This window comes from Streptomyces filipinensis, assembly GCF_014649495.1.
Taxonomy (GTDB): Bacteria; Actinomycetota; Actinomycetes; order Streptomycetales; family Streptomycetaceae; genus Streptomyces; species Streptomyces filipinensis.
On record NZ_BMTD01000024.1, the window covers coordinates 1 to 15,837 of the forward strand.

12 protein-coding genes and 3 pseudogenes are annotated in these 15,837 nt (G+C 68.4%); 10 read left to right on the forward strand and 5 right to left on the reverse strand.

The features are described from left to right. Positions 1–499: 499 nt before the first annotated feature. From IE244_RS35765 to IE244_RS35775, 3 genes are all read left to right on the forward strand, one after another. On the forward strand, positions 500–1,243 hold the full coding sequence (locus IE244_RS35765; protein WP_191877747.1) for a class I SAM-dependent methyltransferase: 744 nt from the start codon (positions 500–502) through the stop codon (positions 1,241–1,243). 541 nt (positions 1,244–1,784) lie between these two features. Beyond that, positions 1,785–2,144: a hypothetical protein gene (locus IE244_RS35770; protein ID WP_191877748.1), complete on the forward strand. Its 360-nt coding sequence runs from the start codon at positions 1,785–1,787 to the stop codon at positions 2,142–2,144. Continuing rightward, positions 2,141–2,767 (forward strand): hypothetical protein, encoded by a 627-nt coding sequence (locus IE244_RS35775; RefSeq protein ID WP_191877749.1) that lies wholly within the window; start codon positions 2,141–2,143, stop codon positions 2,765–2,767. Before IE244_RS35770 ends, IE244_RS35775 begins: the two co-directional genes overlap by 4 nt. A gap of 3 nt (positions 2,768–2,770) precedes the next feature. Here IE244_RS35775 and IE244_RS35780 read toward each other — a convergent pair whose 3' ends face one another. Continuing rightward, positions 2,771–3,919, reverse strand: coding sequence for a hypothetical protein (locus tag IE244_RS35780; RefSeq protein ID WP_191877750.1), 1,149 nt, complete (start codon positions 3,917–3,919; stop codon positions 2,771–2,773). A 131-nt stretch (positions 3,920–4,050) separates the two neighbouring features. On the opposite strand from IE244_RS35780, the pseudogene IE244_RS35785 reads away from it, so the two are divergent. Together IE244_RS35785 and IE244_RS35790 are read left to right on the forward strand one after the other, a co-directional pair. Continuing rightward, positions 4,051–4,858 (forward strand): annotated as a pseudogene (locus IE244_RS35785) (IS5 family transposase). Positions 4,859–5,297: 439 nt separating this feature from the next. Next, positions 5,298–5,486, forward strand: a complete 189-nt coding sequence (locus IE244_RS35790) for a hypothetical protein (protein WP_191877751.1) — start codon at positions 5,298–5,300, stop codon at positions 5,484–5,486. 1,308 nt (positions 5,487–6,794) lie between these two features. Here the strand turns inward: IE244_RS35790 and IE244_RS35795 are convergent. Together IE244_RS35795 and IE244_RS35800 are read right to left on the reverse strand one after the other, a co-directional pair. Continuing rightward, positions 6,795–7,106 (reverse strand): hypothetical protein, encoded by a 312-nt coding sequence (locus IE244_RS35795; RefSeq protein WP_191877752.1) that lies wholly within the window; start codon positions 7,104–7,106, stop codon positions 6,795–6,797. 180 nt (positions 7,107–7,286) lie between these two features. Further along, the gene (locus tag IE244_RS35800; protein ID WP_191877753.1) at positions 7,287–7,829 is read right to left on the reverse strand and encodes a hypothetical protein; all 543 of its coding nucleotides are present in this window, start codon (positions 7,827–7,829) and stop codon (positions 7,287–7,289) included. A 296-nt stretch (positions 7,830–8,125) separates the two neighbouring features. Between IE244_RS35800 and IE244_RS35805 the strand changes: the two genes are divergently transcribed. The 3 genes from IE244_RS35805 to IE244_RS35815 all read left to right on the forward strand — a co-directional run bounded on the left by IE244_RS35805 (position 8,126) and on the right by IE244_RS35815 (position 11,413). After that, positions 8,126–8,683: an EF-hand domain-containing protein gene (locus tag IE244_RS35805; RefSeq protein ID WP_191877754.1), complete on the forward strand. Its 558-nt coding sequence runs from the start codon at positions 8,126–8,128 to the stop codon at positions 8,681–8,683. Positions 8,684–9,122: 439 nt separating this feature from the next. Then, positions 9,123–10,043: a terpene synthase family protein gene (locus IE244_RS35810; RefSeq protein WP_229854623.1), complete on the forward strand. Its 921-nt coding sequence runs from the start codon at positions 9,123–9,125 to the stop codon at positions 10,041–10,043. Further along, the gene (locus tag IE244_RS35815; protein ID WP_191877756.1) at positions 10,040–11,413 is read left to right on the forward strand and encodes a bifunctional albaflavenone monooxygenase/terpene synthase; all 1,374 of its coding nucleotides are present in this window, start codon (positions 10,040–10,042) and stop codon (positions 11,411–11,413) included. The genes IE244_RS35810 and IE244_RS35815 overlap by 4 nt, the downstream gene beginning before the upstream one ends. A gap of 78 nt (positions 11,414–11,491) precedes the next feature. Here IE244_RS35815 and IE244_RS43430 read toward each other — a convergent pair. Next, positions 11,492–12,107 (reverse strand): annotated as a pseudogene (locus tag IE244_RS43430) (transposase); the annotation flags it as partial. Positions 12,108–12,170: 63 nt separating this feature from the next. Next, complete coding sequence (locus IE244_RS35830) at positions 12,171–13,442, reverse strand: WD40 repeat domain-containing protein (RefSeq protein WP_229854624.1); 1,272 nt, start codon at positions 13,440–13,442, stop codon at positions 12,171–12,173. A gap of 307 nt (positions 13,443–13,749) precedes the next feature. On the opposite strand from IE244_RS35830, the pseudogene IE244_RS42455 reads away from it, so the two are divergent. Together IE244_RS42455 and IE244_RS35835 are read left to right on the forward strand one after the other, a co-directional pair. Next, positions 13,750–13,914, forward strand: a pseudogene (locus IE244_RS42455) (GNAT family N-acetyltransferase); the annotation flags it as partial. Positions 13,915–14,437: 523 nt separating this feature from the next. Further along, positions 14,438–15,670 carry a S53 family peptidase gene (locus IE244_RS35835; RefSeq protein ID WP_229854626.1) on the forward strand — a complete coding sequence of 411 codons (1,233 nt, stop codon included), beginning with the start codon at positions 14,438–14,440 and terminating at the stop codon, positions 15,668–15,670. Positions 15,671–15,837 lie beyond the last annotated feature (167 nt).

The following is a 15,837-nucleotide window of genomic DNA, read 5'->3' on the forward strand; positions in this document are numbered from 1 at the left end:
GGCAACCAGAGCGTGCCGTACGCCGCGTGGGTCTCGCGGGTCGGGATGCTCGTGCAGCTGGTCAAGGGCAGGCGGGATCAGCGATGATGCGTCGACAGGCACGGTCTTCCACTCGGATCACGAGGCGTAGAGAACTCCATGATCTTGGAAGTCGTACCTGTCACGTTCTGGGGGCACCGCCGAGCTGACAGATCGTCGCGAACCGGGCGCCACGCGACTACGCCGAAGCCCTGCCTGGTGCGCGATCGCGGTGACATGATCGCGGAGCCCCATCCGACGGCGGACCACACGCAGCCGGGCCGCGGGAGCGGTCACCGTGAACGTCAACGTTTCGTTGGGTGATAGGAGGTCTCCCCGCCGACTTCTTTGTGCCATCTGCCAGTACGGCGGCCAGACGGGGTCGGAGCAGACTCTCTGCCACGACCGCGGGCCGGCGGAGCCTGTGAACGCGCAGGGCCGGCGTGGCCGCGTACCGGACGAAGCACCGAGGGGGCAGCACGTGAGCGTGCAGCAGTACGACGAGATCGGCGAGGCGTTCGAGGGGTTCAAGTCCCTTCCGCTGATACGTTACGGGGAGGTACCGAGCTTCCTGGCCATGGTCGGGGACGTGAAGGGCAAGTCGGTTCTCGACCTTGCGTGCGGCACCGGCTTCTACAGCAGGGAGTTCCTGCGGCGCGGCGCCACGGATGTGCTCGGCGTCGACATCTCCGTCGAGATGATCGCCGCGGCGCGGGAGATCGAGCAGCATGACCCGCTGGGCGCGCGCTACGAGGTCGGTGACGTGGCCGAACTGCGGCCTCTCGACCGGCGTTACGACATCGGGGTGGCGGTGCAGTGCCTCAACTACACCGAGGACACTGTGACGTTGGAACGGATGTGCCGCAACATCCACCGGAGCCTGGTACCGGGCGGAGAGTTCTTCGTGCTCTGCCAGAAACCCGACTACCGGTTCGACTGTGCGTCCCTGGACAAGTACGGGTTCCTCTGCGAACCGACCGGCGAGGCAGTCGAGACGGGTCCGCGGGTGCGGGTCACCGCTCTCCTCGACCCGCAGCCGATCAGTATCGTCGCCACCGTCCCGCGCCGCGAGGTGTACGAGGAGTGCCTGCGGGCGGCCGGGTTCAGTGAGGTGCAGTGGGTTCCGCTGCAGGTCTCCGAAGCGGGCATCCGTGAGTTCGGCGAGGACTTCTGGGCGGACCTCCTCGCCCACCCGCCGCTGGAGATGCTGCGCTGCCGCGCCTGACCGGCCGGATCTCGATGACGGTGGCCTCCTGCGTACGGGGGGCGGCCGGAGGGCGCGGCCGTACACCCGGCTTTGGGGGGCCCGCGGGCGCTGCGGATCCCGGAAGATCTCAAGCCCAGTGAGACGGTCGTGACGCTATGAGGTTTGTGGTGCGGGGTCACGGCGCTTGTCCGGGTCCTTGATCCACGCCTGCTGGGGTATCCGGGGTGGTCGGGGGCGTCGGCCGACGCGTTCGGGAGGGCGGGCGTATGCCTCGGCGAGGGTGACGGCTCGCTGGTCGCGGACCTCCTCGGCGGTGCCGAGCTCTTCGGCTACGCGTCCCGCCTCGGCGGCCGCACCCAGGCCGGGGCACGTTCACGACCCGGCCCGCCGGGCACGCGCCCGAACCGCAGGGCCTGACGGTGTGAACCCGCGTGATCCGGGCCGTGGCGACCCCACGGCCCGGATCACGCGCCGATGCGCCCACCGCATGGCACCAGACGCTGTAGCCGACTCCCTGGCTTTCCCGTTAGGTTGACCGAACCGGACGCAAGAGGGATACATGACGAATCAGCAGCCTGTGCCGTACCGAGCGGAGTCGGACCCGGCCTGGAACACGGTGGCGGCCGGGACCGCGCACGTTATCCTGCATCCGGCGGAGAAGTCACCCGAGGTCATCGTGGTCAGTGGGCCGTGCCCGCGCTGCACCCATGAGACCGTGCACACCGAGCCGCTCGTCTCGTACGCCGGCGCGCTCGGCACCTCCGGTCTACTGGGCCGACTGCTGCACCGCCGGGCCGTCGAGGCGGGCTCGCGCGAGGTCGAGGTCATCTGCGCCTGCCGCGCCACCCACCCCGAGGCCGGCGAGCACCAGGGCTGCGGGGCCTCCTGGGTCCTCCACGTCGAGTGGAGTGACCAATGATGAGAATTGAGGTCAGGCCGGGCAGAGCCAGCACACCCGCCAGCCGAGCCCGGGCCGAGGAGTCCCGCACCCTCCTGGCGAGCGAACTGGCCCGTGTCCGCGCCCAGGCGGAGAACTGGCGCAACGGCCTCGCCGCCCTCCTCGGCCTCCTGACCGCGGTCGGGATCGTCAAAGGGCCCGACACGATCCAGGGCCTCTCCTGCGGCGCCCGCGGCACCGTGGGCGTCCTCCTCCTCGGCGGCCTCCTGCTCGCCGCGGCCGGCGCCTTCTGCGCCATGCGCGCCGCGTTCGGCATGCCGAAGCGCCGTGTCGCCGATGCCTCGCTGGAGGAGCTGCTCACCCGGGAGCGGCTCACCACACGTCGGGCCGTCCGCGACCTCCACCGCGCCATCGCCGCCGGCTTCCTGGCCCTGGCCATGGTCGCCGCCGGCATCGGCCTCACCTGGTACGGCCCGCGCCCCGGCGACCCGGGCGTGCAGATCGTACGCACCGACGGGAGCACGCTGTGCGGCACGCTCGTCGGGGTGGACGCGAAGGGGATGCGGTTGCGCGTGAAGGGCGTGGAGCGGCGGGTGCCCTCCGCACTGATCGCGTCCGCCAAGTCGGCAGCGAGCTGTGCCTAGACCTTAGAGGTTGGCGGTCCAGCGGGCGTCGGGGGCGACGCCTTGACGGTGGAGGTCGAGGAGAACGGGGGCGGTCTGTGCCCAGAGGACCTCTACGACCTCATGGATTGTCGTACCCATATCCAGTATCGGCGCAGCCCTCTCGCCGAGCTCATCCCTGGCCTCCTCACGGACAACCTCGCGGCGAATGCCGATAGGCGGATGGGAGGACGATCCGGCGTGCGGCGCACGCTCGCCCGTTGTCAGCAAGGAAACAGCTTGGTCCAGGACCTCACAGGCAGAGAAGAACAGTTCGACGCCCGCATGGGCCAGTTCCAGGCCGAACTTCTTTCCCATGGCCCCGACACACAGCTTCCAGCCGATGATGTCTGCCAGGGCCTCCTGCTCCCATTTCCAGGTCACCTCGGTGACATCGACGTCACCTACCCCCAGCATGCGACGCGAGGTCCTGTCAGCCACGTGTCCAGCCATCGCATGTCCATACTCATGGCCAAGGACGAAGAGCTCCATACCATCCAAGAGGATGGAGCTCATCGCCCTGACTACCGGCTCTGTCTGGTAGGGAGACGCCGCGCTCGGCCGGCCTGTGAGGACATAGGCGAGCACGACATCGCGGAAGCGGTGGATGGCATCCGTAGACTCCCGCACGTGGCGTCGCACATCATCGATTCCCGGGGAGAAGGCAATCCAGCCATCCCCTCTCACCTCGTACGGCATTGCAAGGGCCACCGCCTTGCCGAACAAATTGGCGAAGTTGAAGAGCTCGTCCTCAAAGACCACGATGTGAGTCTGCGAGTCGGGGGCGAGCAGTGTTACGGCATTGATCTCTCCTGTGGCCAGCATGCCGAGCACGGGACGGGTGAAGGGGCCTTCAAAGGCCAGCTCTAGACGGTCCGCCAGGAAATGGACCAGCCGATGGCCCCAGAGCGGCTCGTAAGGTCCGCGCGGCGGCCAGTGCTCGGGGGGAGTCATTGCCGACCTGACCAAGTGTTCCAACTGCTCCTCTGAGACGCCGGGCATGCGTCGCGCGACCTCAACAATGCCTGCCACCTCGCCTGTCCCCCACACCGCTTCTCGCATGCCGGTCGCCCCGGCTAGCTGCGCCTGCAGCTCCCACAGATAGGCCCGCGCCTTCTCCGTCTTGGTCGTCACCGTGAAGCCCCCGTCCCTCCGCTTCCGGCAAGTCTGGCAGCAGCCGGCGAACGATGTCAGGCGAATACCCCATGGGGAACCATAAGAGGATGTCTAACATGGTGTGATGTCTGTGCGGCATGATGCCGGCCGTGGGTGCTGATCTGTCGCATCTACTGGTTCCTGATGGTCTGTGGGAACTGGTCGCCCCGTTGCTGCCGTCGTTCACGTCCCGTCCGCAGCGCGGTGGGACCGCGCCGTTGGACGAGCGGGCCGTGTTCACGGCAGTGGTGTACGTCGTGACCACCGGGTGCGCCTGGCGGCACCTGCCGGAGACGTTCGGCGTCTCACCTGCCGCCGCGCACCGCCGGTTCACCGCGTGGACGAAGGCGGGGCTGTGGCGGCCGCTGCACCGGGCGGTCTTGGACGAACTCGGTGCCCGGGGCGAGCTGGACTGGGCCTCGGTCATCGTCGACGCGGCGTCGGTGCGGGCGAAATGGGGGGGCGCTGGCCGGGCCGAACCCTGTCGACCGCGGCAAGAAGCGCAGCAAACTGCACGTGCTGTCCGAGGCCCAGGGCATCCCGCTCGCCGTCGCTGTGTCCGGCGCGAACACGCATGACGGCCAGGCTCTCAAGCCGCTGGTCCGCGGCATACCGCCATCCGCTCCCGGCGCGGCCCACGTCGGCGCCGACCGGTCAAACTCCGCGCCGACAAGGCGTACTCTTCCGCCGGCCACCTCGCCTGGCTGCGCGAACGCGGAATCATCCCGCGTATCGCCCGCCGGGGCATCGAGTCGAGTGAACGGCTCGGCCGGCACCGCTGGAAGATCCAAAGGTTGGCTCTTCGGCTACCGCCGCCACACCGGCCGATATGAGCGAAAAGGCTCCCACTTCGTCGCCTATCTTGGCCTCGCAGCAGCCCTGACCTGCTCTAAGAAGCTCGCGGCACTCACCACATGAGACATGCTCTAAAGATCCACTTTCGATACACGCCCTAGGACGAATCCAGGACGAGCAAAGGACCCGCCGTCCTAGCGTCTCGTGCGGAGCGGCCAACCGTTACCCGGGCGGGCCGCGAAACCCGTCCCCAGCCGACTGGAGTCAAGCGGGAATCAGACCGCGACCTCAACCGTCAGCTGGAAACGACGTAGGACGGGAACGCCACGTATTGCTCCACCCGCACCATCTCTCCACCACAGATCCTTTGGTAGTACGGGAAAAGGAAGCAGGACACGCTATGGCATGGAGTACAGCTAGACGAGCAGCGGCGGCAGCACTGACCGTTACCGCTGCTATCGCTGGGGGGTTCGCGACGGCCACCCCGGCCAGCGCGTCCGTGGTCGTGACCTGCCCCCCGTATCCGATCTGGTCCCACGGCATCGAGCTGTGGGGAAATGGGGTGACAACCTGTATCGCCGGCACACCGGACCCCACGACGTACCTTGATATCGAACACGTCCAGCACGTCACATCCGGCGTGAATCGCGCCCGGGTTGCCATGCTCGGCCTGCCGGACCTTTACATCAATCCAGGCCAGTCGATCCCGGTTCCCGACGTGACTGTCCTAGCGGTTCAGATTCTCGCCTGATTTTCCGCGAGGATCTCGGCAAGTGGCGGGGGTGGGGGCGTTACGGATTCACGGATTCCGCCCCCGCTTGCCCGTGAAGTCCCCGACTCTGGAGGTCGGCCTGCTTGGGCTGGGGGGAAGGCAGGAAGACCCCGGCCGCTGGTGCGCCCGGAGTCGGTCCTCCCTTTGGATCAGTGTGCGGCTTTGGCGACGTTGGTGCCCTTCGACGTCAAAACAGAACACCTCTGCCGCCACGGGCGGCAGGAGCGCGCCGCCGAAGAATCCGGAGCGCCGAACGCACGCGGCAACTGCATTCGCTGCTCGATCGCGGGCGATCTACCCAGACGGCTGACCGTGACTGGAGGTCCGCGCTGCCGCCCCGCCACCGTCCGCGGCGCAGGAGGCCAGCGAGACTGGTAAGGCGCTCTCGTGACCAAGGCGCACAGAGTTGGGTCGGCGCCGAGTCGATTTTTCGCCACAGTCGGCTGGCTGGAGCGTCGGTCGAGCACACCGTGCCCCCGGTCCTGCGCCGGGGCGAGAATCCCCGCCAGGTCCTGGTTCCGGTCGCGTCGGACCGTCTCGCGGTCCACCCGCAGATGGCGCCCGATGGCGTTCAGCGACAGGCCGGTGGCGGCGAGCTCGTTGACGTCCGCATGGTGTCGTCGGATCCGGTCCAGGAGCGGAGTCTCCGGCGTACGCAATGGTGTGCTGGCCTCTGAAGGGAAGAGCAACCGCAGTTGAGGGTGTGCGTGGGCCGCCATGAGGAATGGCCGATCACGCAGGTGCCACTCGCTGGAAAGCAGCTCACGCCACTTCGCAGAAGCAGGGTCACCCTCCTCGAACGCTTGCGCCAGTACCACAGATTCGCGACACCCACCGCAGCGACAAGGTCGTTCGTCCACCCCTCCGGGGACGCGAAGCCACGGTGGCGGAGGATCCGTATGCAGAAGGAAGCCTCCGCGCAAGGGGAAACAACGACTGCTCCCCGATCCGTGCTCACCTCGGCGCCGGCGTCCCACCCCGAGCGAGTCCGCACCTCGCCCAAGTCGAAACCTTGAGCCAGTGCGATGTGCTCGATGCGCCGCCCCAGATCCGCAGGGTCACGGAAGGCCGGCCAGAACCAGATCGGCGGCCCAGTCACCACTCAAAGGTCTTCCAGATCAACAGCTTCTGAAGTACGAGCACTTCGGCTCGCGCTCGCGCAGGGTCCGCACCGCCAGTTGTCAGGACACTTGCAGACGGCCAGCCGCTGGTGCACTGCCCTGGAGAAGAGGCGATTCCGACCCTGGACCGTATTTTCGGCTTCGGTGAGGAGGTGACAGACACTCCCTAGAACAAGGTGTCGGCAAGGCGGTCGATCTGGTCGATGTCCGGGGACCAGCAGTAGAGCGTGACTTCATCGGCGCCGATGCCGATGAAGTCACCCACCGCCTTACGGATCGTCTCCGGTGTGGTGAGGAGACCGTCGGCCACGTGGTCGGCACGGCCCGTGAATCCGTAGGAGTCGCGGATACTGCGTCGGGCCTGCTCGACGGTGCTCTCTGGGCCGAGGGCAACGTTGGCCTGAGCCACCAAGCGCGGCCGGCCAGGGCGGTCGTGCTTCTCCCAGACCGCCTCCACGTCGCGGAACAGGCCGGCCATGAACTGCGGCGGCAGCGCCGCGCCTAGGGCGTGTCCGACGGGTCAGGGCCGGAGTTGCAGCTTGCGGACATGTCGTGAGGAGTTGCGGTGTGTGCCTGCGGCAGTCATGACGCCGTCATGGGCTGGCTTCGATTCTGGGTGGTGCGACCGGTCCATGCAGGATCCTGTTGTGTTGGGCAGTCAGCATCCGTCGGCCGTGACGGTGAGGTAGGGCAGCTCAACACGCGAGTTGGGTTTCCCGGAGTCCTCGGTCCACCGCTCGATGAACTTCAGGGTGTAGGTGCCGTGGCCTTCGCAGGTGTACCAGGTGCTGCGACTCGTTCCACCCCCGTGGTGTGGGTCGGAGCCATAGGAGAAGTCGCCCTGAGCGATTTCCTTTCCGTCCTTGCTGACCGAGTACTTCACCCAGACTCTGCACCCAACGTGGGTCCAGGTCACGCGGAGGCTTGAGTATTGGCAGTCGGATTCGACCCTGACGGCGGGGTGACCGGGTTCGGTCGTCAGGCAGCCCTCAAGCGCAGACCACCAGTGGGTGTTCGCGCCGTATGCCTCAACACGCTTGCAACCCTCCGGCGGGGCCGCCGCGAGGCCAGGGGAGGTGACGGTTCTTGGGAGGTGTCCATCGGCTGTCCACGCGGGGTTGGCCGAGGCGGCCGCCGGTAGCAAACAGGCGACGGTCGCGACGCTGGCTACGGTGGCGGCAATCCTGGTGAGCGTGCGCACGGTGGCTCCCTTGTCGCGGTGGACGTCCTTCCGCTGGGCTCTGCCCCCGCAGCTGGCACCGCATGCGACCATCCACCTGGACGGATGACGCTCGTTGCCGTGCGTTCGAGTCGTGCGGAGCTGAAGCCACCGTGGCTTCCATAGGCCGAGCCGGTAACACATCGGACACGCCCTAGATGTGCTGTCCCGGAACGGTGTACCTGGCGCTGAAACGTTCGGAATGTAGCCACTTTCAGTGCCTTCCGAGCTCCGCCTGGGCAACGTCACCGGTGGAGTCCCCCTACGGAAGGTGCGCCATGAGTGAGACGTTCGTGGAGCGGAAAATCGCCCGGTGCTTCGACCTGCTCGACCGCAACAGCGACGGTGACCTCAGCAGGGACGACTGCGTGGCACTGGCCCGCGCGGCATCCAACGCGTCCGGTTTCGCCGTCGACTCCGCGGACGCGCAGCGCATCCACGACGCCTATGTACGGCTCTGGGAGGTTCTGCTGGCGCCCATGGACGCCGACGGCAACGGCCGTATCAGCCGGGAGGAGTACGTCACCGCCGTCACCGGACTGTCGGACGACCCGGACAGGTACGCCGACTCGCTCGGGGTGGCAGTGGACGCGTTTGTCGAAGCCGGTGACGCCGACCGGGACGGTCGGCTCTCCCAGCCGGAGTTCGTCGCACTCTACCGGGCCACCTTCCCCTCCCTGGAGATGGAGGAGATCGTCGAGGCGTTCGGGCATCTGGACCGCGACAGCGACGGTCACATCACCCGCCAGGAGTTCAGCGAGAACATCCGCGAGTACCTGCTCAGCGACGATGCCGAGGCGCCGGGCAACTGGTTCATGGGCCGCGTGGACGTCTGACGCGGAGCGCGTCGGGCCTGGCCGGTCGGACACGGTCGGTCCCGGCCCCGCGCGCCCGGCTCCGGGATCCTCGACGCCCTGGGCCGGGATGATCCGGGGCGGCATCTGTCGGCATACGGCCCACCTACACCGTTGACCGGCGGTTCCGAACACCGACTGATGAGAGACCATGAGGGGGAGGCCCGTGTGGACAGCGAAGCACCCAAGCAGTGGCGAGGTAATCCGTCCGTACCAGTACGCGGGAGGCAGTGAGTTCACGTCCGGAGCCCGGGGGCCGGTGACGCGCCTGCTGACCGACGGAAGCGCACACACGCCCTGGCCCGCCCACTCGCGGGCTCTGGCACTCCCCCGGATCGAGACCGGATTCTCGCGCCGCCTGCACCCGTACTGGCCCCAATTGCAGATCCAGACACGAACGTGGCTGCGGGAGCAACGGCTCATGTCGCCGTCCATCGTCGAGCGTTTCGCCGACGACCTGCGCTACACGGATCTGGTGGCCGGCTACTACCTGGGCGCCACTGATGAGCTGCTGGCGGCGATCGCTGACTTCAGCGCCTGGTTCTTCGCCTTGGACGACCGGCACGACCGTGACGTGGTGCATGGCAGGTCCGAGGCGTGGCGGGAGCTGTGTGCAGGACTGCACGCCGTGCTGGCCGAACCGCACCGTCACCGCCGTCATGCGGACCCGCTCGTCTCCGCGCTGGCGGACTGTCTGGTCCGCATGGGGTCGCATCTTGCGGACACGTGGAACTCCCGTTTCACCGAGCACTTCCACCCGGTAGTGGACGCCTACGACCGCGAGTTCCGTAACCGCGCACATCACACCGTTCCGAACGTGGCGGAGTACGTCGAGCTGCGTCGGCTGACCTTCGCGCACGAGCTGTGGATCGATCTGCTGGAGCCCACGGCCGGCTGCGAGCTTCCCGCGTCCCTGCGCAACGACACCGTCTTCCGGCGCGCGGCCCTGGTCACCCAGGACTTTGCCGCCTGGTACAACGACCTGTGCTCGCTCCCGAAGGAACTGGCGGGCGGTGAGGTGCACAACCTCGGGATCAGCCTCATCTGCCACGAGGGAATGTCCCCCCGAAGGGCGGCGGCCGAGGTGCACCGCCGTGTCAGCGGGTGCGTCGAAATCTTTCTGGCGACGGAACCCGCCGTGCTGGCACTGGCCGACCGCACCGCCCAGACCGGCGCGGACGGCGCCCGCTACGCCGCCGCGATCAGGTCATGTCTGTTCAACATGCGCAACTGGTTCAGCTCCGTGTACTGGTTCCACCAGGAGTCCGGGCGCTACCGCACGGAGACCTGGGATGACCGGTCCACCCCACCCTATGTCGACGACCTCGAAGGCCGCTCATGACGATCGCAGCCGACCGGACATCCCTCCCCTCGGGACGGCAGCCCGCTGTGCCACCGCCGGTCCCCGGCGCCCTGCCCGTCCTCGGCCACACATGGCAGCTGATGCGTGACCCGCTGGCCTTCCTGACGACGCTGCGCGACCACGGAGACCTCGTCCGCATCAGACTCGGGACCGCATCCGTCTACGTCACCACCACACCCGACCTGACCGGGGCACTGCTGAAGAACCCCGACTGCATCGTGGGAGGACCGCTGTGGAGCACCCTGGAGGTGCTGCTCGGCAAGGGCGTCGCCACCAGCAACGGGCCGCTGCACCGCCGCCAACGCCGCCTGATCCAGCCCGCTTTCACTCCCGAGCAGGTCGAGCGATACGCGACGGTGATGGCGCAGGAGGCGCAGGCCACCGCCGCTCCCTGGCAGCCCGGCACCGTCGTCGACATCGGATCGGAGATGTTCGGCACGGCCGTGCGGATCGTGGCGCGCTCCTTGCTGGAGGTCGACTCCCTCAGCGAAAAGGCCGACCGGATCGGCCAGGCCCTGCACACGGTATTCGACGGCTTGTACCGACGCATGATCCTCTCCGTAGGCGCCCTGCATCGCCTGCCCACCCCCGCCAACCGGCGCTTCGACCACGCACTCGCCACGCTCCACGCACTCGTCGACGAGCTCGTGGCCGAACGCCGCTCCCGCCCACGACGACGCGAGGACCTGCTGGAGGTCCTGCTCACCGCCACGGACGAGCACGGCAGACCGCTCGACGACCGCGAGATCCACGACCACATCGTCTCCCTCGTCGTAGCCGGCGCCGAGAACGTCGCCTCCACCCTCGCCTGGACCCTGCACCTGCTGACCGAACACCCCGAGCAGGAGCGACGCCTCGTTGAGGAAGTGAACGCGCTCACCCAGGGCCGACCGGTCGCCTTCGCCGATCTCGCACGGCTCCCGCACACCCGCAACGTCATCACCGAGGCCATGCGGCTGCGCCCTGCCGCATGGATCTTCACCCGCCGCTCCGCGGTCGCCACCACCCTGGGCCCCTACCGGATCCCGCCGCACACCGACATCGCCTACAGCCCGTATGCGATGCAGCGCGACCCTCGCTCCTTCGACGACCCCCTGGTCTTCGATCCGGACCGGTGGACCCCGCGACGGACCGCCGCCGTGCAGAAGGGGGCGATGATGCCGTTCGGCACCGGCAACCGCCAATGTCCCGGCGACCACTTCGCCCTGACCGAACTTGCGATCATCCTGGCCACGGTGGTCGCGCGGTGGCGGCTACAGCCCGCCCCAGGCACCGACGCCACCACCCGGATCGGCATCACACTGCACCCGAAGCGACTACTCTTGCGGGCCGAACCGCGCCACCTGTGAGGCCCGCCGATCTGCGGCTGGAGGATCGAAGCCGGTGGGCCTGCTGGTCACGGCGCTGACTAAGGACTGTCCTGCGGGTCACGATCGGAGCCAGAGCCGGACCGCGGCCACCGTGACGGTGCCGTGACGTGGTGGTGCCAGCAGCCAGCCGCGCGAGGTGCGGCCTTCGAAGTGGTGCAGTCCCAGGCCGTGTTGGAGTTCGCGGCAGTCGTGCTCGATCCGCCAGCGCATTTTCCCCAACCGCAGCGGGTCGGCGATATGGGTGGTGGCGGTCTGTCCCTGGGCGCGCTGCGGCAGGCCTCTTTGGCCGACGGCCGTACGGCGAGCACGGCGAAGTGCGAGGGCATCGCAGCCTTGTTGCACTGCCGCCAGGTGAACTCCTCGGACACGGCGACGCCCTCACTGGGGCCGAGCAGCCGGGGGGTGCCTGCCGGTGGCGGGGCAGGGTAGGTGGTCCCGATCCGCGTTAAGGGGGTTGACAGGGCTCGGCGTCGGCGGGTCGTGCGTTCTCTTTGGGGTCGACGGCCATGACATAGGTCCAGCCGTGTTCTTCCAGTGTGAGCCGGAAGGAGACGCTGCGACCGTGGCCGGCATCCGCCACGGTCACCGGCACCGCCAGCCCCTGCCCGGCCAGAGGGTCCAGCAGTCCCCGAGCCAGAAGGGTCTTGCCCGCAACAGCTCCCACTCCTGCGGGCGGGGGCACTGTCGGTGGCCGCGTGCATGCTCGGTGGCTCAACGGACCAGCGGGCCGGGCCGATCATGTCCGCGCGTCGCACGCTTTGTTGATGGCTGCTCGGAGCTGGAGCCAGGTGGGATCTTCTGCCGTTGCGGTGTGTACCGTTGCCAGATCGTCCGCGTTCCAGGTGCGGTCTCCGTTTGTAAGGACGAGGTGCTCTTCCAGGTCACCGCCGTCGGGAACTTCGGATGTGGCGTCGAGGAACTCTGAGACCGCTGACGCTGCGGTCGTGGACGCGTCGATGTCGTCCGCAGCGCGGGTCTCCTCGGGGTCGGACCGCACGGACACGAGCATGAGTTCGCCGCCGTCGGACGCGAGGACCAGCGCGCCTGTCGCCGTGGCGGCCAGCGCGGAGACCGGGGATCCGACCAGTACGTCGTGCTCGACCGCGCGCGGGGCTTCGATGTCGACCTCGACCAGAGCTCCGGTGGGTGTTCCGACCCAGAGCACGCCGGGCCGGGCTCCGAACGCCAGGTTGTGCCGCGACCAGGCGCGCATCTGGTCTAGCCACTCCTGCGGATAGGGGTAGCCGGGGCTGGGCCTGCCGAGGGTCGTCGCGAGGACGCGCTGAAGCGACGGGAACGCGAACACCTCAAGCGTGTTCTCGTAGGCGTTGCCTCGGATCGCGAAATGGCGTCCGTCCGCGCTGAAGAGGGGTGTCTCGTAACCGTCGACGTCCAGGATCAGAGCCCGTCGGAGCAGGCGCATCGCACTGGTCCCGGCCCCGGGATCGACCCGGGCGAACAGTCCGTGCGTCGCGCCCTGGTCGCTGGCCAGCGTAACCACCAGTCGTCCGCCGGGGTGCCGGGCCACGCCGGTGTCCCACGGCGGGCCCGAACTGACGGTCCCCGAAGCCAGGTCGACGACGTCCGAGCTGTCCCACGCGTCGCCTGAGGAGGGCGATGCCCACAGCGTCCTGCCGTCCGGGCTGAAGGCCAGACTGCGGTAGTCGGCGGTGGGGGGAACACCGTCCACCGCGGAAAGTCCGGCAGGAGTCCATTGCACCACGCCGCACTCACCGCCTGCCACGATGAGCCGCGGCTCGTCGGGATGCCAGGCCAGTGCGGGCGTCAGCTCGATCCGCTCCCAGCCGAAGACGTCACCATAGCCCTCCGTTTCGGCACCGACAGAACCGAGTTCGCGCAACTGCCCCGCCTCGCAGCTCCATACATGAACTGCCGGACGCTCCCCGTCCAGGCCGGCCACCAGAGGAAGACGCGGGTGGCACACCAAGCGCTCGACAGCGCATCCACTGCTGACGCGGACACGCGCCATGGCCTCAAGATCAGTCACGCCGACACCGTAGCCGGGGGTACTGACACATAGGTCGACGATCCGCTCTACGAGGAAGCAGCGGCCCGCCTCGACCGGGTGCGGCCGGAGGCTGCGGGCAGCAACTACGGCGCTCCTCCCAGTCCACGCCCGGAGTGGAGCCAGCCTCCCGGCCGCCTTGGTGGCCAGCCGTCTCACCGCGGCGGGCGGCCCATGAGGGTGTCCCGCCGGGTGGTGCAGCAGCGGTCAGTGCACTACCCCTGGTCATAGGGCCGTCATCGGACAACTCGCCGAGTAACGACGCTCGCTGAAGCGAGAGGTGACGCGATGGTTCGCTGACGCGCTTCCCGGCGAACCAGCGGTGCTCGCCACCCAGACCGCCAACGCCCGCTCGATGCGCCTCGCGGCGAAGCTCGGGTTCATCGAGGTGGAGCGGTTTGAGGCCTACGGCGCCGAGCAGTGGTCCGGCATGTGGTCCTCGGTCACTCCGTCCGATCGAGCTCGTGCTCGACAGCACGGCTCCGCAACTCGACAGCAGGCGGAGACGGCCGAACGCCTCCCGAAACGCCGTCGCAACGCTGTCCGTTCTCGTGGCCGAAACCGCTCAGGCAGAGCTCCGTCGACAGGTGCGTCGTCGCCGGCGCCGATCATCCGTGTCGTACCGGCCGGCATCGGTGATGGTCTCCGCCATCCGGCTGTTGCGCTCGTCCCGGGCCAGGCCGCGTGCTCCCCCCCATGAGCGAGAAGGTAGGTCATCGCTTCCTGGTCCGTCGGTAGTAAAAGCTTGTTTTGCCGCCGTACAGGCGGATTCCGTGCGTCATCTGACGGATGCTCAGGCAGCATTCAGGCTGCGGCGGTGTCGGTGCACCCATAGTTGGGCCGCGCGGCAGATGCCGTGCCGGGTGCTGCGGACCGGTGGTGACGCCGTGACGGACGGGTAAGGCCGTGGGCCCGAACGTCCGGCGGCGGCAGCCCGCGAAGGTCAGGGGACATCCGTCCGGCCCCGAAGGAGTGTCATGTACGGTGTCCGCCCGCTCCAGTGGCTGCTGGCCTCGGTCCTTGTGCTGGGAGGCCTGGCCGCGGGTCCCCCTGCCGCCCGGGCCCACAGCTCTCCCACCGCGAAACATCACCAGCCGACCGCCGAACGTGTCTGCCACCAACCGTCCGATTCCCTCGTGGCCTCCTGTACGGCCATGGTGCGCACCGACCTGCCACCCATGGCGTCCGTGCCGCCGAACGCGCGACCGCCAGGCCTCAGCCCCCAGGACCTGCGTCGCGCCTACGACCTGAACGGCCAGCGCGGCAGGGGCCGAACGGTGGCGATCACCGTCGCTCACCACCACCCCCATCTGGAGAGCGACCTGGCCGTCTACCGCCGCAAGTTCGGCCTCCCACCGTGCACCACCGCCAGCGGCTGCCTGCGTGTGGTCAACCAGCGCGGCGGCAGCACCCTGCCCCCCACCGTCGATCCGGAATGGTCGTTCGAGGAAGCCATCGACGTGGACATGGTCAGCGCCGCCTGCCCGGACTGCCGCATCCTCGTCGTCGAGGACGACAGCGCCTTCGCCTCCGACATGTTCCCCGGCGTCGACCAAGCTGTGGCCCAGGGCGCGAAGTTCATCTCCAACAGCTGGGTGTTCCCTGAGGCCTCGTTCGAGCCCGACTTCGACTTCCACTTCAGCAACAACCCCGGTGTGGTCTTCGCCTTCGCCTCGGGCGACAACGGAGGTGTGACGCAGTATCCGGCCGCGTCCCCCTATGTCACCGCGGTGGGCGGTACCACGCTGATCCCCCTGCACACGCCACGCGGCTTCGGGGAGAAGGCCTGGAACGGCACCGGATGCGGCTGCTCCGCCTTCGAACCCAAGCCCGCCTTCCAGCACGACGCCGTCTGCCCCCACAACCGCACCATCGCCGACGTCTCCGCGGTCGCGGACCCCGCCAGCGGCGTCGCGGTGTACACCACGTCCCCCACCCTCAGCGGTACCACCGGCTGGTTCGTAGCGGGCGGTACGAGTGTGGCCTCCCCACTGGTGGCCAGCATGTACGCCCTCGCAGGCAACCCCGCCCCGGGTACCTTCCCCAACTCCTACCCCTACGCCCACCCGCAGGACTTCTTCGACGTCACCGTCGGCCAGGCGGGCACCTTCTCCGCGCTCCCCGGCTACGACGCCCCCACGGGCATCGGCACCCCCGACGGCGTCGCCGGACTGCGCGACCCGTGGGGCGGGGGCTACGGCGCCGCCTGATCGAGGCACGGAACGGCCAACAGCGCACCGGAGTCGTGGCGCCAGGGGGCGGCGGGCGGTCAGGGGCGACCGGGTAAGCGCTCGCCAAACCACAGCCGACGAACACCCCTGGCCGTTCCTGGGGCACCAAGCAGCCATTCCACTTCCGCGCAAGGCCCTTGACCCGG